24 protein-coding genes and 2 tRNA genes are annotated in these 26,216 nt (G+C 69.1%); 21 read left to right on the top strand and 5 right to left on the bottom strand.

Translation table 11 applies throughout. The features are described 5' to 3' along the window. Positions 1–189 precede the first annotated feature (189 nt). Positions 190–1,149, bottom strand: coding sequence for a LysR substrate-binding domain-containing protein (locus VDQ83_RS06115; RefSeq protein WP_263398118.1), 960 nt, complete (start codon positions 1,147–1,149; stop codon positions 190–192). 328 nt (positions 1,150–1,477) lie between these two features. Between VDQ83_RS06115 and VDQ83_RS06110 the strand changes: the two genes are divergently transcribed. The 5 genes from VDQ83_RS06110 to fdxA all read left to right on the top strand — a co-directional run bounded on the left by VDQ83_RS06110 (position 1,478) and on the right by fdxA (position 5,544). After that, on the top strand, positions 1,478–2,098 hold the full coding sequence (locus tag VDQ83_RS06110; protein ID WP_455434226.1) for a 2-dehydro-3-deoxy-6-phosphogalactonate aldolase: 621 nt from the start codon (positions 1,478–1,480) through the stop codon (positions 2,096–2,098). Further along, a complete protein-coding gene (gene dgoD / locus VDQ83_RS06105) occupies positions 2,095–3,246 on the top strand; it encodes a galactonate dehydratase (protein ID WP_455434225.1) in 1,152 nt (383 codons plus the stop codon). The genes VDQ83_RS06110 and dgoD overlap by 4 nt, the downstream gene beginning before the upstream one ends. Positions 3,247–3,250: 4 nt before the next feature. Continuing rightward, positions 3,251–4,174: an SMP-30/gluconolactonase/LRE family protein gene (locus tag VDQ83_RS06100; protein ID WP_455434224.1), complete on the top strand. Its 924-nt coding sequence runs from the start codon at positions 3,251–3,253 to the stop codon at positions 4,172–4,174. Next, positions 4,171–5,070, top strand: coding sequence for a 2-dehydro-3-deoxygalactonokinase (locus tag VDQ83_RS06095; RefSeq protein WP_455434223.1), 900 nt, complete (start codon positions 4,171–4,173; stop codon positions 5,068–5,070). The genes VDQ83_RS06100 and VDQ83_RS06095 overlap by 4 nt, the downstream gene beginning before the upstream one ends. Before the next feature lie 150 nt (positions 5,071–5,220). Further along, a complete protein-coding gene (gene fdxA, locus VDQ83_RS06090) occupies positions 5,221–5,544 on the top strand; it encodes a ferredoxin FdxA (RefSeq protein WP_046980845.1) in 324 nt (107 codons plus the stop codon). 390 nt (positions 5,545–5,934) lie between these two features. Here fdxA and VDQ83_RS06085 read toward each other — a convergent pair whose 3' ends face one another. Both VDQ83_RS06085 and dapA read right to left on the bottom strand, forming a co-directional pair. Then, positions 5,935–6,468: a hypothetical protein gene (locus tag VDQ83_RS06085; RefSeq protein WP_455434222.1), complete on the bottom strand. Its 534-nt coding sequence runs from the start codon at positions 6,466–6,468 to the stop codon at positions 5,935–5,937. A 17-nt stretch (positions 6,469–6,485) separates the two neighbouring features. Then, on the bottom strand, positions 6,486–7,394 hold the full coding sequence (gene dapA, locus VDQ83_RS06080; RefSeq protein ID WP_263398112.1) for a 4-hydroxy-tetrahydrodipicolinate synthase: 909 nt from the start codon (positions 7,392–7,394) through the stop codon (positions 6,486–6,488). 156 nt (positions 7,395–7,550) lie between these two features. Between dapA and VDQ83_RS06075 the strand changes: the two genes are divergently transcribed. From VDQ83_RS06075 to VDQ83_RS06035, 9 genes are all read left to right on the top strand, one after another. Then, the gene (locus tag VDQ83_RS06075; protein WP_003475101.1) at positions 7,551–8,126 is read left to right on the top strand and encodes a glycine cleavage system protein R; all 576 of its coding nucleotides are present in this window, start codon (positions 7,551–7,553) and stop codon (positions 8,124–8,126) included. Between the two features lie 61 nt (positions 8,127–8,187). Continuing rightward, positions 8,188–8,667 carry a peroxiredoxin gene (locus VDQ83_RS06070; RefSeq protein ID WP_455434221.1) on the top strand — a complete coding sequence of 160 codons (480 nt, stop codon included), beginning with the start codon at positions 8,188–8,190 and terminating at the stop codon, positions 8,665–8,667. Between the two features lie 84 nt (positions 8,668–8,751). Continuing rightward, positions 8,752–10,152 carry a PhoH family protein gene (locus tag VDQ83_RS06065; RefSeq protein WP_179564215.1) on the top strand — a complete coding sequence of 467 codons (1,401 nt, stop codon included), beginning with the start codon at positions 8,752–8,754 and terminating at the stop codon, positions 10,150–10,152. Continuing rightward, on the top strand, positions 10,149–10,640 hold the full coding sequence (locus VDQ83_RS06060) for a hypothetical protein (RefSeq protein ID WP_455434220.1): 492 nt from the start codon (positions 10,149–10,151) through the stop codon (positions 10,638–10,640). Before VDQ83_RS06065 ends, VDQ83_RS06060 begins: the two co-directional genes overlap by 4 nt. A 69-nt stretch (positions 10,641–10,709) precedes the next feature. Beyond that, positions 10,710–11,378, top strand: coding sequence for a YoaK family protein (locus tag VDQ83_RS06055; protein WP_309915381.1), 669 nt, complete (start codon positions 10,710–10,712; stop codon positions 11,376–11,378). A gap of 43 nt (positions 11,379–11,421) precedes the next feature. After that, entirely contained in the window at positions 11,422–12,231 is an 810-nt protein-coding gene (gene thiD / locus VDQ83_RS06050) for a bifunctional hydroxymethylpyrimidine kinase/phosphomethylpyrimidine kinase (protein ID WP_455434219.1), read from the top strand. Continuing rightward, positions 12,228–13,079 carry an alpha/beta hydrolase family protein gene (locus VDQ83_RS06045; protein WP_455434218.1) on the top strand — a complete coding sequence of 284 codons (852 nt, stop codon included), beginning with the start codon at positions 12,228–12,230 and terminating at the stop codon, positions 13,077–13,079. The genes thiD and VDQ83_RS06045 overlap by 4 nt, the downstream gene beginning before the upstream one ends. Positions 13,080–13,142: 63 nt before the next feature. Beyond that, a tRNA-Arg gene (locus VDQ83_RS06040) sits at positions 13,143–13,219 on the top strand. Positions 13,220–13,389: 170 nt separating this feature from the next. Continuing rightward, a tRNA-Arg gene (locus VDQ83_RS06035) sits at positions 13,390–13,466 on the top strand. 90 nt (positions 13,467–13,556) lie between these two features. Here VDQ83_RS06035 and VDQ83_RS06030 read toward each other — a convergent pair. Then, positions 13,557–14,546, bottom strand: coding sequence for a DedA family protein/thiosulfate sulfurtransferase GlpE (locus VDQ83_RS06030; RefSeq protein WP_455434217.1), 990 nt, complete (start codon positions 14,544–14,546; stop codon positions 13,557–13,559). Between the two features lie 110 nt (positions 14,547–14,656). Continuing rightward, positions 14,657–15,583 (bottom strand): LysR substrate-binding domain-containing protein, encoded by a 927-nt coding sequence (locus VDQ83_RS06025; protein ID WP_455434216.1) that lies wholly within the window; start codon positions 15,581–15,583, stop codon positions 14,657–14,659. A gap of 161 nt (positions 15,584–15,744) precedes the next feature. On the opposite strand from VDQ83_RS06025, the gene VDQ83_RS06020 reads away from it, so the two are divergent. The 7 genes from VDQ83_RS06020 (at position 15,745) to VDQ83_RS05990 (ending at position 26,058) form a co-directional block, all read left to right on the top strand. Continuing rightward, the gene (locus tag VDQ83_RS06020) at positions 15,745–16,446 is read left to right on the top strand and encodes a pirin family protein (protein ID WP_455434215.1); all 702 of its coding nucleotides are present in this window, start codon (positions 15,745–15,747) and stop codon (positions 16,444–16,446) included. A gap of 252 nt (positions 16,447–16,698) precedes the next feature. Next, positions 16,699–19,296 (top strand): TonB-dependent receptor, encoded by a 2,598-nt coding sequence (locus VDQ83_RS06015; RefSeq protein WP_455434214.1) that lies wholly within the window; start codon positions 16,699–16,701, stop codon positions 19,294–19,296. Between the two features lie 56 nt (positions 19,297–19,352). After that, on the top strand, positions 19,353–20,378 hold the full coding sequence (locus VDQ83_RS06010; RefSeq protein ID WP_455434213.1) for a nuclease: 1,026 nt from the start codon (positions 19,353–19,355) through the stop codon (positions 20,376–20,378). 195 nt (positions 20,379–20,573) lie between these two features. Beyond that, entirely contained in the window at positions 20,574–20,972 is a 399-nt protein-coding gene (arr, locus tag VDQ83_RS06005) for an NAD(+)--rifampin ADP-ribosyltransferase (protein ID WP_455434212.1), read from the top strand. A gap of 205 nt (positions 20,973–21,177) precedes the next feature. Beyond that, positions 21,178–21,795, top strand: coding sequence for a TetR/AcrR family transcriptional regulator (locus tag VDQ83_RS06000; protein ID WP_455434211.1), 618 nt, complete (start codon positions 21,178–21,180; stop codon positions 21,793–21,795). A gap of 79 nt (positions 21,796–21,874) precedes the next feature. Next, positions 21,875–22,993, top strand: coding sequence for an efflux RND transporter periplasmic adaptor subunit (locus VDQ83_RS05995; RefSeq protein ID WP_455434210.1), 1,119 nt, complete (start codon positions 21,875–21,877; stop codon positions 22,991–22,993). Next, positions 22,990–26,058, top strand: a complete 3,069-nt coding sequence (locus VDQ83_RS05990; protein ID WP_455434209.1) for an efflux RND transporter permease subunit — start codon at positions 22,990–22,992, stop codon at positions 26,056–26,058. Before VDQ83_RS05995 ends, VDQ83_RS05990 begins: the two co-directional genes overlap by 4 nt. Positions 26,059–26,216 lie beyond the last annotated feature (158 nt).

The raw sequence follows: 26,216 nt of genomic DNA, 5'->3' as shown, positions 1-26,216 counted from the left end.
TATGCGCTTTTCGACTAGCTGAGCACATGAAACTTGATAGCGCAGCGGCCAGTCACATACGCCGCGGTTGCTGTGTCCTATCCCTCGCCGCCGGCCATTGCGCCTTCCGATGGACGGCGTTCCGGGCAGCAAGCGGTCCAACGGTCGCTGCCTTCGACCGCGGCGGACGACCCCATCGCGCAACCCCGCTCAGCCCGGCGCGCGCTCCGGATACAGCCGCTTGGCCGCATTGCGCAGCGCCAGCAGGATGCGTTCGGCGCCCGGCGGCAGCATGTAGTCGCGGCGGCGGATGATGCCGAACGACTCCATCCGCACCCCCAGCGCGATCGGCAGCACGGTCAGCAGCTTGGCCTGCACGTACGGCGCCACCGCGTCGGCCGGCAGCGCCGCGAGCAGGTCGCTGCCGCGCAGCAGGCTGGTCATCACCGGCAGCGACGAGGTCTCGATGACGTTCTGCGGCGTGGGCACGCCGTGTTCCAGGAACATCGCGTCCAGCCGCGCGCGCAGCACGCTGTCCACCGGCGGCAGCACCCAGCCGTAGCGCGCCAGGTCGGCATGGCGCAGGTCGGTGCGCGCCGACAGCGGATGCCCGGCGCGCGCCACAGCCGAATGCGGCTCGTCGGCCAGCGGCTCGAACTCCAGTTCGTCGCCGCCGTATGGGCCGAGGATGCGCCCGATCACGATGTCGAGCTGGCCGTCCAGCAGCTTGGCCACCAGCGGCCGGCTGTAGTCCATCTCCACCCGCACCAGAATGCCGGGGAACTCGCGCTTGACCTCGGCGATCGCCTGCGGCACCAGGTTGGTGCCGGGATTGACCACGGTGCCGATCGAGACCTGGCCCATGCGCCCCTCGCGCAGCGCGGCGATCTCCTCCTGCGCGCGGCCGATCTCCGACATCGCCGAACGCGCGCGGCGGATCAGCACCTGTCCGTACCAGGTCGGCTCCACCCCGCGCGCATGCCGCTCGAACAGCTTGACCCCGAGCAGATCCTCCATTTCCGCCAGCAGCTTGGAGGCCGCCGGCTGGGTCATGCTCGCCGCCTCGGCCGCGCGCAGCACCGAGCGGTGCTCGTGCAGCTGCAACAGCAGCAACAGGTGCCGGGTCTTCAGGCGTGCGGCGTTGAACCAGGGATTGGCGGAAGCGGTCATAGCGGAGCGAGATCCTGGGGGAAGATGCGTATTCACCAACGGAATAGCATATGTCTAAAATTTCATTTGCCGAGCATATCTCACACGCGCAGGCTATCGAACAGTCGCGGCTCCGGCCGCGATCCGTCCCACCGCCACACCCGCCTCGTGAAGGCGCCGGCGCGCCGCGCCAGCGTAGATGAGCAGGACGATCGGCCAGCACAACGGCCGATGGCGCCCGCCAGTTCGTCGCCAACGGGACGGCCGCTCGACTGCGCGCCGCTGCGGCCGTGCGACGACGGCGTCGCGGTGGACGCCCTCCGCTCCACGCCCGTTGCCAGGTAAGCCGATGTCCGCCGTCTCCCCCTTCCAGTTCCCCCTGATCGCGATCCTGCGCGGCATCGCCCCCGACGCCGCGCTGGAGCATGTCGGCGCGCTGGCCGACGCCGGCTACGACGCGATCGAGATCCCGCTCAATTCGCCGCGCTGGGAAACCAGCATTGGCGCGGCCGCGCAGGCGTTCGGCCAGCGCTGCTGGATCGGCGGCGGCACGGTGCTGAAGATCGCCGACGTCGACACCCTCGCCGACCTCGGCGCACGCTTCATCGTCACCCCGAACACGCGCCCGCCGGTGATCCGCCACGCGGTCGCGCGCGGCCTGCAGGTGGTGGCCGGCTTCGCCACCGCCACCGAGGCGTTCGACGCGCTCGATGCCGGCGCGCAGATGCTCAAGCTGTTCCCCGCCGCCACCTACGGTCCCGGCCACCTGCGCGCGCTGCGCGCGGTGCTGCCGGCGACGGTGCCGCTGTTCGTGGTCGGCGGGGTCAGCATCGGCACCCTCGGCGATTACCTGGCCGCCGGCGCGATCGGCGCCGGCATCGGCGGCGAACTGTACCGGCCCGGCCAGGCGCTCGCGCAGACCCAGGCGCAGGCCGCCGCCTTCCGCCAAGCCTACTTGGACCACGCATGAAGATCGTTCGCCTCACCACCTATCACGCCGCGCCGCGCTGGCTGTTTCTGAAGATCGAGACCGACGAGGGCATCACCGGCTGGGGCGAGCCGGTCATCGAAGGCCGCGCGCGCAGCGTCGACGCCGCGGTGCACGAACTGGGCGGCTACCTGATCGGCAAGGATCCGTCGCGGATCAACGACATCTGGCAACTGCTGTACCGCAGCGGCTTCTACCGCGGCGGGCCGATCCTGATGAGCGCCATCGCCGGCATCGACCAGGCGCTGTGGGACATCAAGGGCAAGGCGCTGGGCGTGCCGGTGTACGAACTGCTCGGCGGGCTGGTGCGCGACCGCATGAAGACCTACCGCTGGGTCGGCGGCGACCGCCCGTCGGCGATCATCGCCCAGATCCAGGGCTACCGCGAACTGGGTTTCGACACCTTCAAGTTCAACGGCACCGAGGAGATGAAGCTGATCGACGGGCCGCGCGCGGTGGACGCGGCGGTGGCCAAGGTCGCGCAGATCCGCGAGGCGTTCGGCAACAGCATCGACTTCGGCATCGACTTCCACGGCCGCGTCTCCGCGCCGATGGCGCGCGTGCTGCTGCGCGAACTGGAGCCGTTCAAGCCGCTGTTCGTCGAGGAGCCGGTGCTGCCGGAACTGGCCGAATACTATCCGCGCCTGGCCGCCGCCACGCCGATCCCGCTGGCCGCCGGCGAACGCATGTTCTCGCGCTTCGACTTCAAGCCGGTGCTGCAGGCCGGCGGCCTGTCGCTGCTGCAGCCGGACCTGTCGCATGCCGGCGGCATCACCGAATGCCTGAAGATCGCCAGCATGGCCGACGCCTACGACGTCGGGCTGGCCCCGCACTGCCCGCTCGGCCCGGTCGCGCTGGCCGCCTGCCTGCAGGTGGATTTCGTCTCGCACAACGCGGTGCTGCAGGAACAGAGCATCGGCATCCACTACAACGAAGGCGCCGACCTGCTCGACTACGTGATCAACAAAGAAGACTTCGCCTGCGACAATGGCGGCAGTATCGCCGCGTTGCCCAAGCCCGGCCTCGGCGTGGAAATCGACGAGGAGCGCCTGCGCCATGCCAACCAGAACCCGCCCGACTGGCACAACCCCGTCTGGCGCCATGCCGACGGCAGCATCGCCGAATGGTGAACCCATGAGCGCAACCCGATCGCCCGCGCACACCGCCACGCTGGCGGTGGACAGCCGCTGCATCCACGGCGAAGGCGTGGTCTGGTGCGAGCGCCGGCAGGTGCTGTTCTGGGTCGACATCAGTGCGCGCCAGCTGTGGCGGCACGATCCGGCCAGCGGCGCCACCCGCCACTGGAACCTGCCCGACCGTCCCGGCTGCCTGGGCCTGTACGACGACGGGCGCCTGCTGCTGGCGCTGGCCAAGGGCGTGTACGCGGCCGATCCCGATGCCAGCCCCGCCGACGCCACCGAACTGCCGCTGCACAAGCTCGTCGACCTGGAACCGGAGCGCGACGACACCCGCAGCAACGACGGCCGCGCCGACCGCCACGGCAACTTCGTGTTCGGCACCATGAGCGAACGCGCCGACCAGGCGCCGGTCGGCAGTTTCTACCAGTGGTCCACGCGCCACGGCCTGCGCCGCCTGCCGCTGCCCGGCGTGGCCATCCCCAACGCGATCTGCTTCAGCGCCGACGGCCGCACCATGTACTACTGCGACTCGGTGCGCCCGCAGATCCTGTGCTGCGACTACGACGCCGCCAACGCGCAGACCAGCAACAGCCGCGTCTTCGCCGAACTCGAACATCCCGACGCCGAACCCGACGGCGCCATCATCGATGCCGACGGCCACCTGTGGAACGCGCAATGGCGCGCCTGGCGCGTGGTCCGCTACCGGCCCGACGGCAGCGTCGAGCGCAGCGTCGCGCTGCCGGTCAAGCACCCCACCTGCCCCACGCTGGGCGGCGCCGACGGCAGCACGCTGTACCTGAGCACCTCGCGGATGGACCACAGCGACGACGAATTGGCGCGCACCCCGCAGGCCGGCGGCCTGTTCGTGGCCGCGGTCGGCGTCGCCGGGCTGCCCGAAGGACGCGTCGCCAGCGCATGATCGCCATCGATTGGGGCACCAGCAGCCTGCGCGGCTACCGGCTCGCGGCCGATGGCCGAGCACTCGAACAACGCCGCAGCGACCAGGGCATCAGCGCCTGCCAGGGCCGCTACGCCGCAACCCTGGCGGCGCTGGTCGACGACTGGCCCGGCGACGTGGTGCTGTGCGGCATGATCGGCAGCCGCAACGGCTGGATCGAACTGCCGTACGCGCCCTGCCCGGCCGACGCCGACGCGCTCGCCGCGGCCATGCAGCCGCTGCAGGATCCGGCGCTGCCCGGGCGCACGCTGTGGTTCGTGCCCGGCGTGGCCAGCAGCGCCGCGGCGGTGCCCGACGTGATGCGCGGCGAGGAGACCCAGTTGATCGGCCTGCTCGACGGATTGGCGCACCAGGCCCAGGACGCGCACCGGCACAGCGTGTGCCTGCCCGGCACCCACAGCAAATGGGTCGAGCTGGAACACGGCCGCATCGCCGCCCTGGCCACGATGATGACCGGCGAGCTGTACGCGCTGCTGCGCCAGCACAGCCTGCTGGCGCGCCTGATGGACGCCGACGACGCGCAGTTCGACGCGGCCGGTTTCGAGGCCGGCCTGCAGCGCAGCGGCGAGCCCGGCGGCCTGCTGCACCATCTGTTCGGCGTGCGCAGCCTGGGCCTGTTCGAGCGGCTGAGCGCGGCCGCCGCGCCGTCCTACCTGTCCGGCCTGCTGATCGGCCACGAACTGCGCGCGCGCCTGCCGCTGGCGCCGCAGGTGCACCTGATCGGCGGCAGCGGCCTGCTGGACCGTTACGCGCATGCGCTGCGCGCGCTGGGCAGCCAGGTCCACACCCATCCCGAAGACCTGGCCGCGCGCGGTTTGTACCGCCTGGCGCAACGCCGCGGCGGCATCGGCGACTGATCCCGGCGCGGCCTGCGCCGCGTACCGGACCTGCGGCACAGCCTGCCGCGCCGAGGCCCTGACAAGCCGCTCCGACGCCGGCCAACGCGCATTCTCCACGCACCGACGCCGACTGCTTTAGAATTGCGCGGTTAATCGCCGGATCCAACCATGCCTTTTGTCGTCACCGAAAACTGCATCAAGTGCAAATACACCGACTGCGTGGAAGTGTGCCCCGTGGATTGTTTCCACGCCGGCCCCAACTTCCTGGTGATCGATCCGGACGAGTGCATCGACTGCACCCTGTGCGAGCCGGAGTGCCCGGCCAACGCGATCTACCCCGAGGACGACGTGCCGGCCGGCCAGGAAGGCTTCGTCGCGCTCAACGCGGAACTGGCCAAGGCCTGGCCGGTGCTGACCACGCGCCAGGAACCGCTGCCCGACGCCGCCGACTGGGACGGCAAGCCGAACAAGCTGCCGCTGCTGCTGAAGTAACATTCCACATCCCGCCCGGCCTCGGCCGCGCACAGCGCGCTGCCCCTGCCCCGCGCGCGCGCTGCCGGGCCGCTCCGGCCGTTACCGCGGGACGTGCGTTACCCGCACCGTCATCGAGTCGCTTCAGCCATCACCGCGGCGCTTCGGCCGCCGACACAGGCCGGCGCATTGCCCCATCGACGCCACTAGCGCTTGTTGTGGGAGCGACTTCAGTCGCGACGGGCCTTCCCGGTAAAGCCGGTCGCGACTGAAGTCGCTCCCACAGTCGCGCGGTCGAGCGCCAGCGCCACATGCGCAATGCCTCGCCAAAACGAAAACGGGCGCCCTGCGGCGCCCGTTTCGTGTCACTCATCGCAACGGCCGACGCGAACGCCGGCCGGCGACGTCGGCTCAATGGCCGAGCTTGGCCTTCAGCGCCGCGATCAGCTTGACCGGCGCTTCGCCGCTGGCCGGCATGCCGCGCGGATCGACCGCCGACACGTAGACGCCGGAATCGACCGCGACCACACGGACCAGGAAGTTGCTGCCTTCGTAGGCCACGTCGTAGGAACCCAGCACCTGCGCGCGGCTGGCGATGGTGACGCCCTCGATGCCGCCCAGCGCGTCGCCGACCTGGCCGAACACCTGATCGCGCGCGCCCGGCACCACGAAGCCGCTGTTCGATGCCGCCGGCGCCTGGCCCGGCGCGCTGCTGGCGCCGGGGCGCGGCGCGGCAGACGCCAGCGCCGGCACCTTCATCGCCGCCGAGGTATCCGGCGTGGTCAGGTCCGGCGGCACTTCCAGCGGACGCATCTCGGGGGCCAACGCATAGTCGCCGCGCGGCTTGCCCTTGTGGAACCAGCTGCAACCGCTGGTGGCCGCGACCATGGTGGTCGCCAGCACGGCGGCCGACAGCACGCGGACGTAGGGAACGGAAGCACGCATCGATAAATCTCCTGAGGTCAGGCCGCGAGCGTTTCGCGGCTGGATAGTTCTTCCAACGCGGCTGCGTCGGTGGCGAGACGGTCGGCCGTGGCCTGGTGCGCCGCGGACAGCGGCAGCAGCGGCAGCCGCAGCCCGTGGCCGATGCCGGCGCGCTGCAGCAGCGCCTTGACCGGGATCGGGTTGGATTCGATGCCGCAGAACGCGTGGAACGGCTGCAGCCGCGCGTCCCAGGCCTGCGCCGGCTCGGTCTGGCGCGCACGCGCCAGGTCGCACAGGCGCCGGTAGGCGGCCGGCAAGGCGTTGGAGGCGACCGAGATCAGCCCGTCGTAGCCGCCGAGCATGGCCTGCGCGGCGCTGCCGTCGTCGCCGCTGAGCACGGCGAAGCGGTCGCTGCGCAGCGCCAGCAGCGCAGCGATGCGCTGCGGATCGCTGCTGGCTTCCTTGATGCCGACGATGTTCGGATGCTGCGCCAGTTGCGCCACCGTCTCCGGCAGCAGGTCACAGCCGGTGCGCCCGGGCACGTTGTACAGCACCACCGGCAGGCCGCCATGCTCGGCCACCTGCAGGTAGTGCGCGAGCAGGCCGGCCTGGGTCGGGCGCACGTACGGCGGCGTCACCACCAGCGCGTACTGCGCGCCGTTGGCCGCGGCGCGGCGGGTCAGCGCGACCGTCTTGGCGGTGCCGGACAGGCCGGTGCCGGCCAGCAGCGGCACGCGCCCGCCCAGCGCCTGCGCCGCTTCGCGCAGGATCAGGTCGTACTCTTCGTCCAGCAGCGTGGCCGCCTCGCCGGTCGATCCCGCCACCACCACGCCCTGCACGCCGCCGTCCAGCTGCCGTTTGAGCAGCCGCTGCCAGGCGTCGAGGTCGAGGTCGCCATTGCCCTGGAAGGGCGTGGCCAGGGCGGTGATGATGCCGGAGAGGGACAAGATGCCTGATGCTCGCTGTGAGAGAGGGCCGCGTGCGGCCTGCACGGACGGGATTCGTCCCGCATGTTACTTGCGGCCCGAAAGCGCGGGCAAGTATGCTGCATACTGCGCCGAGCGACCGCCCGGACGCCGTTCAGCCTTACGCAATCCTACGCAATGCCGGAAGCCCCTTTGACCGACACCACGCCCCGGCCCGCGCCGACCGAAAACCACCTCCTGATCAACGCCTATACGACGCATCCGGAGTCGCCGCTGTTGCCGGTGACGCGCCGTATCGCCGACAGCGGCTGCAATCTCGTCGATGCGCGCCTGGCCACGGTCGGTCGCGACGTGTCGGTGACCGCACTGGCGACCGGCTCCTGGGACGCGGTGGCCAAGCTCGAGGCCATGCTGACCCGGCTCGACCGCGAGGAAGGCATGAAGCTGGTGTGGTACCGCACCGGCGCCAAGCAGGCGCAATCCAACCTGCTGCCCTACATCGTCGAGGTCATCGCCGCCGACAAGCCGGGCATCCTGTTCCAGCTGGCGGACTTCTTCGACCGCCAGGGCATCACCATCGAGAACCTGCAGAGCACCCGCTACCGCGCGATGCAGACCGGCGCGGAGATGTTCTCGGCGCAGGTGACGATCGGGGTGCCGGCGAACATGCACATCGCCGCGCTGCGCGACGATTTCCTCGAGTTCTGCGACCACCTGAACCTGGACGCGATCATGGACCCGATGAAGTTCTGAGCCGCGCTGGACATCGACGCAGGCGAACGCAGATGATGGCGATGCACGCGGAGGACACCCGATGAAGGACGGCGACACCCTGGACCGCACCACGCTGGCGTTGCCGCTGGCGTTGTCCGGCGGCGCCAGCGCCACGCTCGGCGACTACGCCGGCCGCTGGCTGGTGCTGTATTTCTATCCGAAGGACAGCACCCCCGGCTGCACCACCGAGGGCATCGACTTCAACGCGCTACTGCCGCAGTTCGAGCAGGCCAACGCCGCCGTGCTCGGCGTCTCGCGCGATTCGCTGAAGTCGCACGACAACTTCTGCGCCAAGCAGGGTTTCCGCTTCCCGCTGGTCAGCGACGCCGACGAGGCCCTGTGCCGCGCGTTCGACGTGATCAAGGAAAAGAACATGTACGGCCGCCAGATGCTCGGCATCGAGCGCAGCACCTTCCTGATCTCGCCCTCGGGCCGGCTGCTGCGCAGCTGGCGCAAGGTCAAGGTTCCCGGCCACGCCCAGGCCGTGTACGACGCACTGCAGGCCGCCGCCCAGCAGTGATCATTCGCGCTTCCCGCACGCCGCATCCCCCTGCCCCGCGCAGGCGGTGATGGTCTGTCCCTGTCCCCTTCCCAGGAATCCACGATGACCCGAGGCAAGCGCATCTACGTGCTGGATACCAACGTGCTGATGCACGATCCGACCGCGCTGTTCAAGTTCGAGGAACACGACGTGTTCCTGCCGATGCAGGTGATCGAGGAGCTGGACAACGCCAAGAAGGGCATGTCCGAGGTCAGCCGCAACGCACGCCAGGTCAGCCGTTTCCTCAACGAGCTGATCGAAGGCGCCGGCGCCGAGCAGATCGAGTCGGGCATCCCGCTCAGCCATCCGCAGGGCATCCAGCTCAAGAGCAGCGGCAGCATCGGCCGGCTGTACTTCCAGACCCGCCCGGTCGAGCCCGGGCGCAGCTTCGGCACCGTGGCGCCGGACAACAAGATCCTGGCCGCGGTGCTGGCGCTGCGCGAGGACGGCCCGGAAACGCCGGTGATCCTGGTGTCCAAGGACATCAACCTGCGGATCAAGGCGGCGATCAGCGGCCTGATCGCCGAGGACTACGAGAACGACCGCGCGCTGGACGATTTCAGCCTGCTGTACACCGGCGCGATCGAACTGCCGGAGGACTTCTGGCAGAAGCACAACCAGGACCTGCGCAGCTGGAGCGACAAGGGCCGCACCTGCTACGAGATCGCGCTGGCCGACGACGAGGACTGGTATCCGAACCAGTACCTGTACCTGCCCGGCGACGACGAGGTCGAGCTGCGCGTGGTCAAGGTCAGCGGCGAGCGCAAGGCGACGCTGGCGCTGGTCGACGATTTCCGCAGCGGCCAGCACGCGGTGTGGGGCATCGCCGCGCGCAACCGCGAGCAGAACTTCGCGCTCAACGCGCTGATGGACCCGGAGATCGACTTCGTCACCCTGCTCGGCACCGCCGGCACCGGCAAGACCCTGCTGGCGCTGGCCGCCGGCCTGGCGCAGACCATGGACCAGCAGCGCTACCGCGAGATCATCATGACCCGCGCCACGGTCAGCGTCGGCGAGGACATCGGTTTCCTGCCCGGCACCGAGGAAGAGAAGATGACGCCGTGGATGGGCGCGCTGACCGACAATCTGGAAGTGCTGACCCACAACCAGGAAGGCGGCGCCTGGGGCCGCGCGGCGACCAACGACCTGCTCGCCAGCCGGATCAAGATCCGCTCGATGAACTTCATGCGCGGGCGCACCTTCCTGTCGCGCTACCTGATCCTGGACGAAGCGCAGAACCTGACCCCGAAGCAGATGAAGACGCTGATCACCCGTGCCGGCCCCGGCACCAAGATCGTGTGCCTGGGCAACGTCGAGCAGATCGACACCCCGTACCTGACCGAAACCACCTCGGGCCTGACCTACGCGGTGGATCGCTTCAAGGCCTGGCCGCACAGCGCGCACGTGACCCTGCGCCGCGGCGAGCGCTCGCGCTTGGCCGACTACGCCTCGGAGGTGCTGTGAGCGCCGCCGGCGCGCGCCTGGGCGGCGCGGCGCTGGCGCTGGCCCTGCTCGGCGCGTGCACCACCACGCGCGGACCGGCCAGCGTGCCGACCGCGATCAAGGCCGGGCAGTCGTGGGTCGTCACCCGCAACAGCACCGCCGCGCAGGTGCTCGACACCTGTTCGCGCGACAGCCCGGCGCGCCACGACGGCGCGGTGAGCGGCTACTGGGCGCCGAGCCTGGAGCAGATCGCGCAGCTGGAAACGCGGCTGGCGCAACTGCAGCCGAGCATCGCCGAGCCGGCCAGCTACGACCGCCAGTACGTCGGCATCCTCTACCGCGGCCAGCAGGCGATCTACGTCAACGCGTTCAAGCCGAACGACGACAGCGATCTCGACCCCAGCGTCGATGCGGTGCGCGTATGCGGCGGCGGCAGCGGCTTCTGGGGCGCGGTGTTCGACCCGGCCAGCGGCAGCTTCTCCGAGATCGCCGTCAACGGCGCGAAGTAGGCCACAGCGCATGCGCCGGCCGCCTCCGTCCAGCCCGTCGCGCGCGGCGCGCCGGCGCGGCGCCGGCGCATGAACTTCGAGCTGCCGCGCTGGGCCTGGGCGTTCGCCGGCGCGCTGGCCTGCGTGGCCGGCATGGTCAACGTGGTCGGCTATCTGGGCTTCGAACACCAGGCGGTGACCCACCTGACCGGCACCACCACCCTGCTCGGCGCGGCGCTGGCCGACGGCGACATGCGGGTGATCGGCAACCTGCTCGGCGTGGTGCTGGCCTTCCTTGGCGGCGCGGTGCTCAGCGGCATCGTGGTGCAGGACAGCCGGCTGCGGCTGGGCCGCCGCTACGGCGTGGCGCTGGCGCTGGAAGCGCTGCTGCTGTTGGCGGCGATGCAGGCGTTCAAGCAACAACAACTGGTCGGCGCGCTGCTCGCCGCCGCGGCCTGCGGCCTGCAGAACGCGATGACCACCACCTACAGCGGCGCGGTGGTGCGCACCACCCACCTGACCGGCATGTTCACCGACCTGGGCATCGGCCTGGGCCAGGCGCTGCGCGGCCTGCCGCTGCCGCGCCGGCGCATCCGCCTGAGCCTGCTGATCATCGGCGGCTTCCTGCTCGGCGGCGTGCTCGGCGCCTGGGCCTATCGCCGCATCGGCTTCGATGCGCTGCTGGCGCCGGCGCTGCTGACCGGGCTGGTCGGCACCACCTATGCGCTGCAGGCCCATTACCGGCGCCAGCAGCGCTGAACGCGCGGTCGCCAAGCCGCCGCGAGCGCTGCACAATCGGCACATGAGCGAACCCACCGTCGTCTCCGCCCTCAGCATCGCCGGCACCGACTCGGGCGGCGGCGCCGGCATCCAGGCCGACCTGAAGACCTTCGCCGCGCATCGCGTGCACGGGCTGTCGGCGATCGCCGCGCTGACCGCGCAGCACACCCGCGGGGTCAGCGCCGTGCACGTGCCGCCGCTGGCGTTCCTGCGCGCGCAGATCGACGCCTGCTTCGCCGATTTCGACATCGCCGCGGTCAAGCTCGGCATGCTCGCCAATGCCGCGGTGATCCATCTGGTCGCCGACGCGTTGGAGCAGTACCGCCCGCCGTTCGTGGTGCTGGACCCGGTGATGGTCGCCACCAGCGGCGCCAAGCTGCTCGAAGACGATGCGCTGGATGCGCTGCGCAGCCGCCTGCTGCCGCTGGCGACGCTGGTCACCCCGAACACGCCGGAAGCGCAGCTGCTGCTGGGCCGTCCGATCGAGAACGCCGACGATGCCGAGCACGCCACCGCCGCGCTGCTGGAGGCCGGCGCGCAGGCGGTGCTGCTCAAGGGCGGCCACCTGGCCGAAGGCCACCGGGTGATCGACCGCTACGACGACGGCGTCAGCCGCAGCGAATTCAGCCACGCGCGGCTGGCGCTGCAGGCGCACGGCACCGGCTGCACCCTCGCCTCGGCGATCGCCGCGCAGCTGTGCCAGGGCCTGGCGTTGCCGGTGGCCTGCGAAGCGGCGATCGACTACGTCGCCCGCGCGCTGCAGGGCGGCTACCGCCCCGGCCGCGGCGATGTGGTGGTGCTGGACCACTTCGGCGCAGCGCGCGGCGCATGAGCGTGCAGGCGATGACGGACCAGGCGCTGCCGGCCAGCGCCGGCGACGGCCATCGCTGGAGCGTGCTGACGCGCATTCCCGCCGCGCCGCGCCAGGCGCTGCTGTGGCTGCCTGCGCTGGGCGTGGCCGCGCGCCACTACCTGCCGCTGGCCGAGGCGCTGGCCGCACGCGGCGTGGCCGTGTTCCTGCACGAATGGCGCGGCAACGGCAGCAGCACGCTGCGCCCGTCGCGCGCCTGCGACTGGGGCTATCGGCAACTGCTGTGCGAGGACCTGCCGGCCAGCCACGCGGCGGCCGCGCAGCACAGCGCGCTGCCGCTGACCGTCGGCGGCCACAGCCTCGGCGGGCAGTTGGCCTGCTGCTACGCCGCGCTGCATCCGCAGGCCTTCGCGCAGCTGTGGCTGGTCGCCAGCGGCACGCCGCACTGGCGCCATTTCGCCGCGCCGCGCCGCTATCTGCTGCCGCTGGCGTACCGCTTGATGGCATGGCTGGCGCAGCGCCAGGGCGTGCTGCACGGACGCCGGCTCGGCTTCGGCGGCACCGAGGCGCGCAGCCTGATCGCGGACTGGACGCGCGTGGGCCTGAGCGGTCGCTATGCGGCCGCGGGCATGACCGCCGATCTGGAAGCGCTGCTGGCGCAACTCACCACACCGGTGCGCGGCGTGCTGCTGCAGGACGACTGGATGGGACCGGAAACCTCGCTGCGCGCCTTTGTGCGCAAGCTGGCGCCGCGCAGGCTCCAGGTGCAGCCGCTGGATGCGGCGCAACTGGGCGCCACGGCCGACCATTTCGCCTGGATGCAGCGGCCGGCGGCGGTGGCGCAGGCCCTGCTCGGCGCCGCAGGATGAATTTTTTCCGCGAAGGGCATTGACGGGTCCGGGGGACTCGGTAATAATTCCGCTCCTGACGACGCGCCCGTAGCTCAGTTGGATAGAGTACCTGGCTACGAACCAGGCGGTCGGGAGTTCGAATCTCTCCGGGCGCACCAGTCAGATCAAAAACGACAAACTCGGTTTGTCGTTTTTTTTTGCGTGTCCGCCGGCCATTCGCGAGCATGCGACCTACATCGCCGCGCACGGCCATCGGCCGTTCCGCGCATCGGCGCATGCCGGTGTAGACGGATCGGCAGAACTCGGGAATAATCCCGCGCCTGACGACGCGCCCGTAGCTCAGTTGGATAGAGTACCTGGCTACGAACCAGGCGGTCGGGAGTTCGAATCTCTCCGGGCGCACCAGTCAGATCAAAAACGACAAGCCTGCGCTTGTCGTTTTTTTTGCCTTTCGATTCGCTGGCGCCCGCACCGCAAGCGCTTGCGCGCAGCCGCTTACGCAGCGACCTTGCCGCCGATGCCCGGCGCCGGCGCTGCCGTCCCGCCACCCAACTCGATTACCGCGTAACCCGCCGCGCGCCATGCATCCAGGCCGCCGCGCAGCGGCACCACGTCCTCGTAATGATGCTGGCGCAGGCGCGTGGCCAGCACTGCCGCCGATACTTCGTTCGGACAGGCGCAGTAGATGACGATCTTGCGATCGCGCGGCAGCGCCGCGACGATGGCGTCGATGCGCCGATCGTCCACTTCCATCGCGCCGGGAATCGCATACGGTTCGAGCGTGCGATAGCCCGGTGCGCGGATGTCCAGCACTACCGGCGTGGCCTCGCCCTGCATCAGCGTATACAGCTCGTCCACGTCGATGCGCAGCGTTTCCATCGACTTCAGCAGCGTATGCCGGCGCCACGCGCGATAGCCGATGTAGAGCACCAGCAGGCCCGCCAGCAGCAGCACCGCGCGCGTGCCGAGCAGGTTCAACCAGTCCAGCACGTCCTCCACCTGGTCGGCGAACGCCAGGCCGAGCAGCAAGCCGCAGCCGGCCCACAGCGCCGCGCCCAGCGCGTCGTAGCGCAGAAACGCGCCCGGCCGCGCCCGCATCGCCCCTGCCATCGGCACCGACACCATCGACAGGCCGGGCACGAACTTAGCCACCGCCAGCACGCGCACGCCCCAGCGGGTGTAGAAGCGCTCGGTCCGCTTCATGCAGGTATCGCGCGACAGCGACAGGCGACACAGCGACTGCAGCGTGCGGTTGCCGTAGCGGCGGCCGGCGCCGAACCAGACCAGATCGCCGATCAGGCTGGCCGCGATCGACACCGACAGCGCGGCCAGCAGGCTGCTCCAGACCGCGCTGCCGTCGAGCAGTGCATAGGTCGCACCGACCAGGATCAGGGTCGGCAATGCCGGCACCGGCAGGCCCAGCGACAACGCCAGCACGTTGACGAAGACCAGGCCCAGGCCGTAACGCGCGATCAGTTCCTGCATGGCCGTGCCCGCGTCGGGGAGAAGAAGGGATGCGGCATTATCCTCCGGTCATCGGCGTCCGGCGCGCACGACGGCGCATCACCGGCGGAACAGACCCGCCCATCGGGCGCTCACTCCAGCCGCGACTGCAGCCGCGCCAGCCACGCCTCGAACACCCCGGGCTGGCGCATGCGCGCGCGCCACCACGCCAGCGCCGCGCCCTCCTCGCCGCTGCGCCACGCCAGCTGGAACACCTCGTCCGGCTTCGGCTCCTCGACCTGCTTGCGCACCAGCGCGCCGCGCGCCAGCGCCGCCCGCGCGTAGGGCTCGGGCAGGAACCCGAAGCCCAGCCCGGCCAGCTGCAAACGGTACTTGCTGGGCATGTCCGGCACGGTCAGCGTGTCCTGACCGAACAGCAGCCCGACCGTGCGCGGCAGCAGCCGCCGCGCCGAATCGGCGACCGCGACCGCACGGTGCTCGGCCAACTGGCTGCGGCCGAGCGGCTCGGCCGCCTGCGCCAGCGGATGCGCGGGCGCGACCACGAACACGAACGGCAACGTGCCGAACGGCTCGGCGACATAGCCGCCGCCACTGGGCCCCTCCCCGGCCGCGCCAACCAGCAGGTCCACGCGCCGGTCCAGCAGCGCCTCCCAGGTGCCGGACAGCGATTCCTGCACGATCCGCAGCCGGGTCTGGTCGGCGACCGCGTAGAACGCGGCCACGTCCTCGGCCAGGCAGTCCGGCGCGAACACCGAATCCAGGCCCAGCGCGAACTCGGTCTCCCAGCCGGAGGCGACGCGGCGCACGCGCAGTTCCAGGTCGCTGGCCGCGCGCAGCAGGTGCCGGCCCTCGCGCAGCAGCTCGGCCCCGGCCGCGGTGAGCGCCACCTTCGGCCCCAGCCGCGCGAACAGCTGCACGCCCAGGTCCTCCTCCAGCTTGGCCACCGTGTAGGAAATGGTCGACGGCACCTTGTACAGCGCCTTGCCGGCCGCCGAGAACGAGCCGCGGCGGTCGATGGCGTCGAGGATCTGCAAGGCGTCGAGGCTGATCTTGAGCATTCGAAATTTTCGATGATAGAGACCGAATCTATCCGTTTTTCAAATCCGGGACCAGTGCGGATACTTGTCCTCACCGCAAGGCAGCCACGAAATCCAACCGATATCGCCGCCGCCCCGCCTATCGATCCACTTGCACATACCGCCACTATCAGGAGCTTCTCATGCTGCAGATCCGCCCCAGCGACACCCGCGGCCGCGCCGAGCACGGCTGGCTGTCCTCGCGCCACACCTTCTCCTTCGGCCACTACCACGACCCGCGCCACATGGGCTTCGGCCCGCTGCGGGTGATCAACGAAGACCGGGTGCAGCCGGGCCAGGGCTTCGGCACCCATGCGCACAGCAACATGGAGATCCTGTCCTACGTGCTCGACGGCGCGCTGGAACACAAGGACAGCATGGGCAACGGCTCGGTGCTGCGCTACGGCGACGTGCAGCGCATGAGCGCCGGCTCCGGGGTCAGCCATAGCGAGTTCAACCACTCGGCCAGCGAGCCGGTGCACTTCCTGCAGATCTGGCTGATGCCGGAACGCGCCGGGATCGAACCTGGCTACGAGGAAAAGCACTTCGCGCCGGAGACCAAGCGCGGCCAGCTGCGCCTGATCGCCGCGCCGCAGGGCGAAGACGGCGCCGTGCGGATCCACCAGGATGCGCGCATCTACGCGGCGATCCTGGACGGCGACGAGCGCGTCGACTACCCGCTGGCCGACGGACGCGGCGCCTACGTGCAGGTCATCCGCGGCGCGCTCACGGTCAATGGCCAGGCACTGAAAGCCGGCGACGCGGCGCAGGCCGTGGACGAGGCGCAGTTGCGCTTCGCAGATGCGCAGGACACGGAATTCCTGCTGTTCGACCTGCCGCGCTGAGTCGCGCACCGCGCGCCTTCCTGCAAGACATGCAACGAAACACAACCCGCCGCGAGGCGGGTTTTTTCGTGCGTGCGATGCGCAGCGAAGGACGTGCCGGCATGGCGGAAAACCAACGCGACCTGCATGCCGGCGATTGGCCGCGCAGCGATGCGATCGCAAATATTGCAACGCAGACACAATGCAACGGCCCTGCAACGTGCCGACAACATACTGGGCTGTGTTCTCCCCTCCCCCTGGAACACATCGCACATGACGTCCAAGCGTGCCCGCATTGCGCCCGCCGATTCCCTGTTTTCGCTGCGACGACCGCTCGCTGCCGCCATCGGCATCGCCCTGGTGCTGGCGACGTCGCAAGCCGCCGCCCAGCAGGCCGCGCCGGCAGCGCAAGCCGTATCTCCCGCTCGCACCGACAACACCGACAGTAGCGAGCAAAGCACGACGCAGCCGGCGGGCCGCAAGGGCGACGACGGCATCTTCTCGATGGACAGGCTCATCGTCACCGGCACCGGCCAGGCGCAGAGCCAGTTCGAGGCCTCCTACGCGATCACCTCGATGAGCGCCGAGCAGATCGACAAGCTGGCCCCGCTCAGCCTGGCGAGCCTGGTCGGCAGCATGCCCGGCATCTACGCCGAATCCACCGGCGGCGAAGTGCAGAACGTCTACCGCATCCGCGGCATTCCGGATGAAGGCTCGTTCACCGTGATCCAGGAAGACGGCATTTCCCCGTATCCGGACAACAATGGTTACTTCTACAAGACCGAAGGCCTGGTACGGCCGGACCTGATGACCGAATCGGTGGAGACGGTGCGCGGCGGCCCCTCGCCGGTATTCGCGTCCAATGCCGCGGCGATCATCAATTTCGTCACCCGGCAAGGCAGCGACACGCCCGAAGGCGCGGTCCGCACCACCGTCGGCGACACCGGCCTATACCGACTGGACGGCTACTGGGCCGGCCCGGTCGGCAAGGACACCTACCTGGCCGCCGGCGGCTTCGTCCGCCGCAACGACGGCTATCGCGACGTGGACTTCCCGGCCGACGAAGGCGGGCAGTTGCGCATGAACCTCACGCATAAATTCGAGTCCGGCAAGGTAACGTTCTCGCTCAAGCATCTGGACGACAAGAACGCGTTCTACATGCCGATCCCGCTGTACGACCCGCGCGACACCTCGGTGTCGCTGGATCCGCTGATCGACCGCTTCACCGGCACGCTGAGCACGGCCGAGCTGCGCCATGCCCGCATCGTCGCCAGCGACGACGCCGGCCAGCCGTTCGCCGAAACCCGCGACCTGTCCGACGGCCGCCACATGAAGTTCAACAACGTTTGCGTGAATCTGGACATGGCGCTGGACAGCGGCTGGAATCTGTCCAACAAGTTCGTCGTCAACCGCCTGGACATGACCTTCGACGCGCTGTATTCCAGCAACGCGCCGCAGGATGCGCAGGCCTACGCCACCAGCCGCTCCGCCGCCGCGACGCGCGCCTTCCCCGGCACCGCCTCGCTGCGCTACGTCTACACCGACGACGGCAGCGCATTCGACCCGGCCAGCAGCGGCGGCTTGGTCATCCAGGGCCAGTACCGGGCGATGAACGTGCGCGCCGATTCGTTCGCCGACGACCTGCGCATGACCCGCACCTTCGACTGGGGCAGCGACAAGCACGACGTCACCCTGGGCCTGTATGGCGCCTATTACGCGCGCTCCTACGACTCGCGCTACCAGAGCTATCTGTTCGAGACCCGGCAGAACCCGCGCATGATCGATCTGGTCGCCTACGACGCCGCCGGCAACCGCGTCGGCGGCGTCACCCAGGACGGGGTGGTGATCTACGGCGCCGACCGCACCCAGGGCAAGTCCTACACCAGCATGCTGGCGCCCTACCTCGCCGATACCTGGCAAGTGACCGACAAGCTGCGCCTGGAGGGCGGCGTGCGCTACGAGCGCTACCGCTTCCGCGCCTGGAGCATGGACCGCGCGACCGGCAACCTGGACATGGCCGACACGCTGGCCGACGACGCCGCACGCGTGTTCACCGGCACGCGCACGCCGACCGCGCTGGACGTCGGCGTGACCAACTGGACCGCGGGGCTCAACTACGACCTCACCGACACGGTCGGGCTGTACGGACGCGTGTCGCGCGCGCATCGCGCGCCGTCGGAAGGCGCCAACGCCGGCAACATCAACATCCCGATGGCCGAGCAGTACGAACTGGGCGCCAAGCTCAACTTCGACACCTTGGACGTCTTCGCCACGGCGTTCTACACCAAGTACTCGCCTTACAACATCAGCACCAGCGCGGTCGATCCGGTGACCGGCGCGGCGCAGTCCAAGGACTACCGCGGCAGCGTGACCAACCCCGGGATCGAACTGGCGGCGGTGTGGACGCCGGCGGCCTGGCTGCGCGTCGATGCCAACCTGACCTACAACGACACCCAGGTGTCGGACCTGTCGGAGGTGGTGAACAACGGCGCGGTGGCCAAGATCGATGTCGACGGCAATCGCCCCAACCGCCAACCCAAGCTCTACGGCAACGCCGGACCGACGCTGTTCTTCAGCACCGGCGCCTTGGACTGGGAAGCCTCGCTGCGCTACGCCTACGTCGGCAAGCGCTACGCGGACCTGGAGAACACCACCGAGCTGGCCGCCTACCACACGCTGGCGGCCAATCTGATGGCGCGCACCGGGCCGTGGGACTTCCAGCTCGCGGTCGACAACCTGACCAACGCATTCGCGCTCACCGAAGGCAATCCGCGCACCGACACCATCTCCGGCCAGGGCACCCGCGAACCGATCTATGGCCGGCCGATCTTCGAGCGCAACACGCGGCTGGTGGTCACCTACCATTTCTGACCGGCCCGCACGCGGCCGCGCCGGCCACGGTGCGGCCGCAGGGCCAGGGAGCTTTCATGAAACCGTATCGCCTTGCCTGGGCCGTGCTCGCCGCGGCCTGCTCGCTGTCTCCCGACGCACTGGCCTGGGGCCAGCGCGGACACGCCGCGATCGACCGCGCCGCGCTGCAGGCGCTGCCGGCCGATGGCCCGGTGTTCCTGCAGACCTATGCCGACGTCATCGCCGACGGCGCCACCATTCCCGACGGCTGGCGCGGCGAATCCGAGCCGTTCCTCAAGATCGAAGAAGACCCGAACCACGGTTGGTTCCGCGAGCAATTCGCGTTCATGCGGCATCCGCCGCGCTCGCGCTACGCCTTCGTGATCGCATTGTACAAGGAGCAGCAACGCATCGCCGCAACCGATCCGGAACGCGCCAGGCTGATGAACGTGCGCTGGACCGGCACGCTGCCGTACGCGGCGGTGGAAGGCTATGAGCGCTTGGTCGCGACCATGCGCCAGATCCGCGCGCTGCGCGAGAAAGGCCAGGACAGCACGCAGCTGGAGCGTACTTGCGCGTTCTACGTGAGTTGGTTCGGACACTACATCGGCGACGGCGCGCAACCGCAGCACGACAGCATTCATCACGACGGCTGGCAGGGCGACAACCCGCATGACTACACCCGCGACCCCAAGGTGCATGGCCGCTACGAATCCGAATTCGTGGACCACATCGGGCTCGGCGCCGAGGATCTGCTGCAACGCATGCCGGCGCTGGCGCGCCAGCAGGGCGACGTGTTCGAGCTGATCCTCGCCTATCTCGACGTCGGCACCAGCCGGGTTGAGACGCTCTACCAACTGGAAAAGGCCGGCGCGTTCACCGGCGACGGCAGCCGCGCAGGGCGCGAGATGGTCTACCTGACCGCCGGCGACGGCGCGGCGATGCTGCGCGACCTGCTCCACCGCGCCTGGCAGGAAAGCGCGCTGCCTAGCGCGAAGAGCGGTGCGCCGCGCACGACGGATCCCGCCCACCCCGACTATGACCGCGAGACCGGCAGCGCGCCGGCCGCTCGCTCGCCGGCGCCGGCGCCTGCGCAGCGGTAAGGCCCGCTTGGTGCCAGATCGGCACCATGCTGACCAGTGCGCCGCCGTGCCAAGCAACGCCACACCCCAAACAAAAAGGGAGACGCCACGCGCCTCCCCACCATGAATTTATATAACGCATGGGGGCTTGCGGCAAGGCCCTGCGCTTCATGCAGCATCGCCGACCTGTCGATACGGCAGGGAACCGGAGCACCGATGATGGACACGCAGACGTACTACCACGGCACCAAGGCCGACCTGCAGCCGGGCGACCTGATCGAGCCCGGTTACGCCTCCAACTACGGCAAACGCAAGCCGGCCGCTTTCGTCTACCTGACCGCCACGCTGGACGCGGCCATCTGGGGAGCCGAACTGGCCATGGGCGAAGGTCGCGGCAGGATCTACCTCGTGGAACCCACAGGACCGATGGAAGACGATCCGAACCTGACCGACAAGCGCTTCCCGGGCAACCCCACCAAGTCCTACCGCTGCCGGCAACCGTTGCGCGTCCTGGGCGAGGTCGCGGAATGGGAGGGCCATGCCCCCGGCAGGCTCAAGGAGATGCAAGACCACCTCGAGCAACTCAAGCAACAAGGGATCGAGGCGATCGACTAGCCCAGCGCTGTTCGGCCACGGGCACTTTGCCCAGGCCGACGCCGTTCGTGGCGCGGCTTGCCCTGGCAAGCTGCAAGGCCGGCGCCCCTGGCGCCTACAGGATCGACGCTTGAAGCGCCGGCATTCGGCGCCCTGAGCTGGAAGTGACCAGTATTCCATCCAGTCACAATTTGCCAGCCCGACCGCCCGCCGATAAAGTGCCCGCATGAGCATCGATACCGATAACCCGGCGCCCACGCGCGGTCCCGGGGACCATGAGGTCCGCGACCAGATCGTCGCCGCCGCGACCCAGCACTTCAGCCACTACGGCTACGAGAAAACGACCGTGTCCGACCTGGCACGGGCGATCGGCTTCTCCAAGGCCTACATCTACAAGTTCTTCGCTTCGAAACAGTCGATCGGAGAAGCCATCTGCGGCACCTGCCTGCGCGGCATCGAACAGCAGATCGAGGCGGCCATCGCCAGCACCGACAGCGCACCGGAGCAGCTGCGGCGCATGTTCCGCGTCGCCGTGGAAGCCAGCGTGGAATTGTTCAACGAGGACCGGAAGCTCTACGAGATCGCCGTCGCGGCGGCCTCCGAGGGCTGGCCCACGGCGGTGGCCTACGAGGCCCGCGTGGGTGCGCACCTGCAGAAGATTCTGGAGTGGGGCCGGGCCGCGGGCGACTTCGAGCGCAAGACGCCGCTGGACGAGGCATCTCACGCCATCTATCTGGTCATGCGCCCCTACCTGAATCCATTGCTGCTGCGTCACAGCCTGCAGTACAGCGAAGAGGCGCCGACGCGGCTCTCCAGCCTGATCCTGAGAAGCCTGTCGCCTTGATCCCAAGTTAGTGACTATTGACAATATTGGTCACTAGGAACAACATGCCGGCATCGATAGTTCCTCTTCGGGTTCTTCCATGCTGCGGCATCGTTCTCCAGGCCTGCTGTCACTTTCCCTACTCTCCCTGGCCTTGGCCGCCTGCAGTGGCAAGGCGCAGCCGGATCCCAGGACCGAGCCGCCACTGGTGCGGGTCGAGGCCGTGCGTGCCGGGTCCACCGAGACCCGCTCCTTCACCGGTACCGTCCAGGCGCGGGTGCAAAGCGACCTAGGCTTCCGCGTCTCCGGCAAGGTGCTGGAGCGGTTGGTGGATGCGGGGAAAGACGTAAAACGCGGCCAGCCGCTGATGCGCATGGACCCGGCCGATCTGGACCTGGCCACCAGTGCGCAACGCCAAGCGGTCGCTGCCGCCAGGGCGCGCGCGACGCAGGCCGGCCAGGACGAGGTGCGGTACCGAAAGCTGGCCGCGAGCCAGGTGGTTTCGCAGTCCGCTTACGACCAGATCAAGGCCGCGGCGGACACCGCGCAGGCGGAACTGCATGCCGCACAGGCGCAGGCGGCGGTGGCTGCCAACGCCAGCGGCTATGCGACGCTGCTTGCCGATAGCGACGGCGTGGTCGCCCAGACCCTGGCCGAGCCGGGCCAGGTCGTTGCCGCCGGACAGGTGGTGGTGCGCCTGGCCCGTTCCGGTCCGCGCGAAGCGGTCGTGCAGTTGCCGGAGACAGTGCGTCCAGCGCTGGGTTCCACCGCCACGGCCAGCATCTATGGCCGCTCCGGCGCGCCGGAGACTGCGCGCCTGCGGGTGCTGTCCAGCGCGGCCGATCCGCTGTCGCGCACCTTCGAAGCGCGTTATGTGCTGGATGCGCAGGAGCAGCCGCCGCCGCTGGGCGCCACGGTGACGCTGGAGCTGCCCAGCCAGGGCGCGGCGGCCGGGGCGAGCGGCGTGCTCGTCCCGCTGGCCGGGCTGAGCGACAGCGGCAAGGGCCCGGGCGTCTGGCTCATCGACGGCCAGCCGGCGAAGGCGCGCTGGCGGCCGGTGAAGGTGCTGCGCATCGGCGATGACAGCGCATACGTGACCGGCAATCTCAAGGACGGCGACCGCGTTGCCGCGCTGGGGGCGCACCTGCTGCGCGAAGGCCAGCCGGTGCGGATTCTGGAACGCGCGGCCGCCGCCCGTGCCGGAGTGCCCGCACCGTGAGCGGCTTCAATCTTTCCGCGCTGGCGGTGCGGGAACGTTCCATCACCGTGTTCCTGATCCTGCTGGTGTCGCTGGCCGGCATCGTCTCGTTCTTCAAGCTCGGCCGCGCCGAGGATCCGGCCTTCACGGTGAAGGTGATGACTGTCGTCACCGCCTGGCCGGGCGCCACGGCGCAGGAAATGCAGGACCAGGTGGCCGAGAAGCTGGAGAAGCGCCTGCAGGAACTGCGCTGGTACGACCGCAGCGAGACCTTCACCCGCCCCGGCCTGGCATTCACCACGCTGAGCCTGCTGGACAGCACGCCGCCTTCGCAGGTGCAGGACGAGTTCTACCAGGCGCGCAAGAAAATGCAGGACGAGGCGGCGAACCTGCCGGCCGGCGTGATCGGGCCGATGGTCAACGACGAATATGCCGACGTCACCTTCGCCCTGTTCGCGCTGAAGGCCAAGGGCGAGCCGCACCGTGTCCTGACCCGCGATGCGGAGACGCTGCGCCAGCGGATCCTGCACGTGCCCGGCGTCAAGAAGGTCAACATCATTGGCGAACAGCCCGAGCGCATCTTCGTCGAGTTCTCCCACGAGCGCCTGGCCACCCTGGGCATCGGCCCGCAGGACGTGTTTGCCGCACTGAACGGGCAGAACGCACTGACTCCGTCCGGCTCGGTGGACACCAAAGGATCGACGGTATTCGTCAGGCTCGATGGCGCCCTGGACGAACTGGACAAGATCCGCAACACGCCGATCGTGTCTGGCGGCAAGACGGTCAAGCTGGCCGACATCGCCACCGTCAAGCGTGGCTATGAAGACCCTGCCACCTTCCTCATCCGCAACGGTGGCGAGCCTGCGCTGCTGCTTGGCGTGGTCATGCGCGATGGCTGGAATGGACTCGACCTCGGCAAGGCGCTGGACGGCGAAATGGCGGCGATCAACGGCGAGCTGCCGCTGGGCATGGCGCTGAACAAGGTGACCGACCAGTCCGACAACATCAGCGCGTCGGTCGACGAATTCATGGTGAAGTTCTTCGTGGCGCTGGTGGTGGTGATGCTGGTCTGCTTCGTCAGCATGGGCTGGCGGGTCGGCGTGGTGGTGGCCGCCGCGGTACCGCTGACGTTGGCGGCGGTGTTCTTGATCATGGCCGCCACCGGCAAGAACTTCGACCGCATCACCCTGGGCTCGCTGATCCTTGCGCTGGGCTTGCTGGTGGACGATGCCATCATCGCCATCGAGATGATGGTGGTGAAGATGGAAGAAGGCTTCAGCCGCGTGGCCGCCTCGGCCTACGCGTGGAGCCATACCGCCGCACCGATGCTGTCCGGCACGCTGGTCACCGCGGTCGGCTTCATGCCCAATGGCTTCGCCCGTTCCACGGCCGGCGAGTACACCAGCAACATGTTCTGGATCGTCGGCATTGCGCTGATCGCGTCGTGGGTGGTCGCGGTGGTGTTCACCCCGTATCTGGGCGTGAAGCTGCTGCCGCAGCTGAAACAGGTGGAAGGCGGCCACCAGGCGATGTACGACACGCCGCGCTACAACCGCTTCCGCCGCCTGCTGAACGGGGTGATCGGACGCAAGTGGGTGGTGGCGGGTTCGGTGGTGGTGCTGTTCGCGCTGGCGATCCTCGGCATGGGCGCGGTGAAGAAGCAGTTCTTCCCGATCTCCGATCGCCCGGAAGTGCTGGTGGAAGTGCAGATGCCGTATGGCACCGCGATCGCGCAGACCAGCGCGGCCACGGCCAAGGTCGAGGCCTGGCTGGCCAGGCAGAAGGAGGCCCGCATCGTTACCGCCTACATCGGCCAGGGCGCTCCGCGCTTCTTCCTGGCGATGTCGCCGGAACTGCCCGACCCCGCGTTCGCCAAGATCGTCATCCGCACCGACAGCCAGGAAGAGCGCGAAGCATTGAAGCACCTGCTGCGCACGGCAGTGGCCGCAGGCCTGGCACCGGAAGCGCAGGTGCGCGTGAGCCAGCTGGTGTTCGGCCCGTACTCGCCGTTCCCGGTGGCCTACCGGGTGAGCGGCCCGGACCCGGACGTGCTGCGCGGCATCGCCAGCCAGGTCGAAGCGCAACTGCGTGCCAGCCCGACGATGCGCACGGTCAACAGCGACTGGGGCGCGCGCACGCCGGCGCTGCACTTCAGCCTGGACCAGGACCGCCTGCAAGCGGTCGGGCTGAGCTCCAGCAGTGCCGCCCAGCAGCTGCAGTTCCTGCTGAACGGCGTGCCGGTGACCACCGTGCGCGAGGACATCCGCACCGTGCAGGTGCTGGCGCGTTCGTCCGGCACCACCCGCCTGGACCCGGCCAAGGTGCAGGATTTCACCTTGACCGGTGCAGCGGGACAACGCATTCCGCTGTCGCAGATCGGTACGGTGGACGTGCGCATGGAAGAACCGTTGATGCGCCGCCGCGATCGCGTTCCGACCATCACCGTGCGCGGCGACATTGCCGAGGGCCTGCAGCCGCCGGATGTTTCCAAGGCGATGACCGCCGCGCTCGCGCCGCTGCGTGAAACGCTGCCCAAGGGCTACAGCATCATCGAGGCCGGCGCGATCGAGGAATCCGGCAAGGCGATGGCGGCGATGCTGCCGCTGTTCCCGATCATGCTGGCGCTGACCCTGCTGATCATCGTGCTGCAGGTCCGCTCGATGTCGGCGATGATCATGGTGTTCCTGACCAGCCCACTCGGCCTGATCGGCGTGGTGCCGACGCTGCTGCTGTTCCAGCAACCGTTCGGCATCAATGCGCTGGTCGGCCTGATCGCGTTGTCCGGCATCCTGATGCGCAACACGCTGATCCTGATCGGGCAGATCCACCACAACGAACATGAAGGCATGAACGCGCGCCAGGCGCTGGTGGAGGCCACCGTGCAACGTGCGCGGCCGGTGATCCTGACCGCCCTGGCAGCGGTGCTCGCCTTCATCCCGCTCACCCACTCGGTGTTCTGGGGAACCCTGGCCTACACCCTGATCGGCGGCACGATCGCCGGCACGGTGCTGACCCTGGTGTTCCTGCCGGCCATGTATTCCATCTGGTTCAAGATCCGCGCCGATGCGGCGCAGGAAGCGAAGTGATGCACACGGCCAACAATGCGCGAACACTGGTAACCGGCATGAGCGGGAGCAATCGCGCCGCATCCTCTGCAGTCACAGCGCGGCTCGACGAACCGCATGCTGGCGCTCGCGAGAGCACCATGGTGAAGTGATGGTGCATCACATTGAGGCAACCATAC

This window comes from Xanthomonas sp. WHRI 7945, assembly GCF_035026585.1.
Note: the sequence above shows the minus strand (reverse complement) of the source record. Positions and strands in the feature narration are given on the sequence as shown.

Bases quoted from the DNA above. Each gene is read 5' to 3' on its own strand.
- VDQ83_RS06115 (WP_263398118.1), bottom strand. From the start codon at position 1,149: ATGACCGCTTCCGCCAATCCCTGGTTCAACGCCGCACGCCTGAAGACC.
- VDQ83_RS06110 (WP_455434226.1), top strand. From the start codon at position 1,478: ATGTCCGCCGTCTCCCCCTTCCAGTTCCCCCTGATCGCGATCCTGCGC.
- dgoD (WP_455434225.1), top strand. From the start codon at position 2,095: ATGAAGATCGTTCGCCTCACCACCTATCACGCCGCGCCGCGCTGGCTG.
- VDQ83_RS06100 (WP_455434224.1), top strand. From the start codon at position 3,251: ATGAGCGCAACCCGATCGCCCGCGCACACCGCCACGCTGGCGGTGGAC.
- VDQ83_RS06095 (WP_455434223.1), top strand. From the start codon at position 4,171: ATGATCGCCATCGATTGGGGCACCAGCAGCCTGCGCGGCTACCGGCTC.
- fdxA (WP_046980845.1), top strand. From the start codon at position 5,221: ATGCCTTTTGTCGTCACCGAAAACTGCATCAAGTGCAAATACACCGAC.
- VDQ83_RS06085 (WP_455434222.1), bottom strand. From the start codon at position 6,468: ATGCGTGCTTCCGTTCCCTACGTCCGCGTGCTGTCGGCCGCCGTGCTG.
- VDQ83_RS06075 (WP_003475101.1), top strand. From the start codon at position 7,551: ATGCCGGAAGCCCCTTTGACCGACACCACGCCCCGGCCCGCGCCGACC.
- VDQ83_RS06070 (WP_455434221.1), top strand. From the start codon at position 8,188: ATGAAGGACGGCGACACCCTGGACCGCACCACGCTGGCGTTGCCGCTG.
- VDQ83_RS06065 (WP_179564215.1), top strand. From the start codon at position 8,752: ATGACCCGAGGCAAGCGCATCTACGTGCTGGATACCAACGTGCTGATG.
- VDQ83_RS06055 (WP_309915381.1), top strand. From the start codon at position 10,710: ATGAACTTCGAGCTGCCGCGCTGGGCCTGGGCGTTCGCCGGCGCGCTG.
- thiD (WP_455434219.1), top strand. From the start codon at position 11,422: ATGAGCGAACCCACCGTCGTCTCCGCCCTCAGCATCGCCGGCACCGAC.
- VDQ83_RS06045 (WP_455434218.1), top strand. From the start codon at position 12,228: ATGAGCGTGCAGGCGATGACGGACCAGGCGCTGCCGGCCAGCGCCGGC.
- VDQ83_RS06030 (WP_455434217.1), bottom strand. From the start codon at position 14,546: ATGCAGGAACTGATCGCGCGTTACGGCCTGGGCCTGGTCTTCGTCAAC.
- VDQ83_RS06025 (WP_455434216.1), bottom strand. From the start codon at position 15,583: ATGCTCAAGATCAGCCTCGACGCCTTGCAGATCCTCGACGCCATCGAC.
- VDQ83_RS06020 (WP_455434215.1), top strand. From the start codon at position 15,745: ATGCTGCAGATCCGCCCCAGCGACACCCGCGGCCGCGCCGAGCACGGC.
- VDQ83_RS06015 (WP_455434214.1), top strand. From the start codon at position 16,699: ATGACGTCCAAGCGTGCCCGCATTGCGCCCGCCGATTCCCTGTTTTCG.
- VDQ83_RS06010 (WP_455434213.1), top strand. From the start codon at position 19,353: ATGAAACCGTATCGCCTTGCCTGGGCCGTGCTCGCCGCGGCCTGCTCG.
- arr (WP_455434212.1), top strand. From the start codon at position 20,574: ATGATGGACACGCAGACGTACTACCACGGCACCAAGGCCGACCTGCAG.
- VDQ83_RS06000 (WP_455434211.1), top strand. From the start codon at position 21,178: ATGAGCATCGATACCGATAACCCGGCGCCCACGCGCGGTCCCGGGGAC.
- VDQ83_RS05995 (WP_455434210.1), top strand. From the start codon at position 21,875: ATGCTGCGGCATCGTTCTCCAGGCCTGCTGTCACTTTCCCTACTCTCC.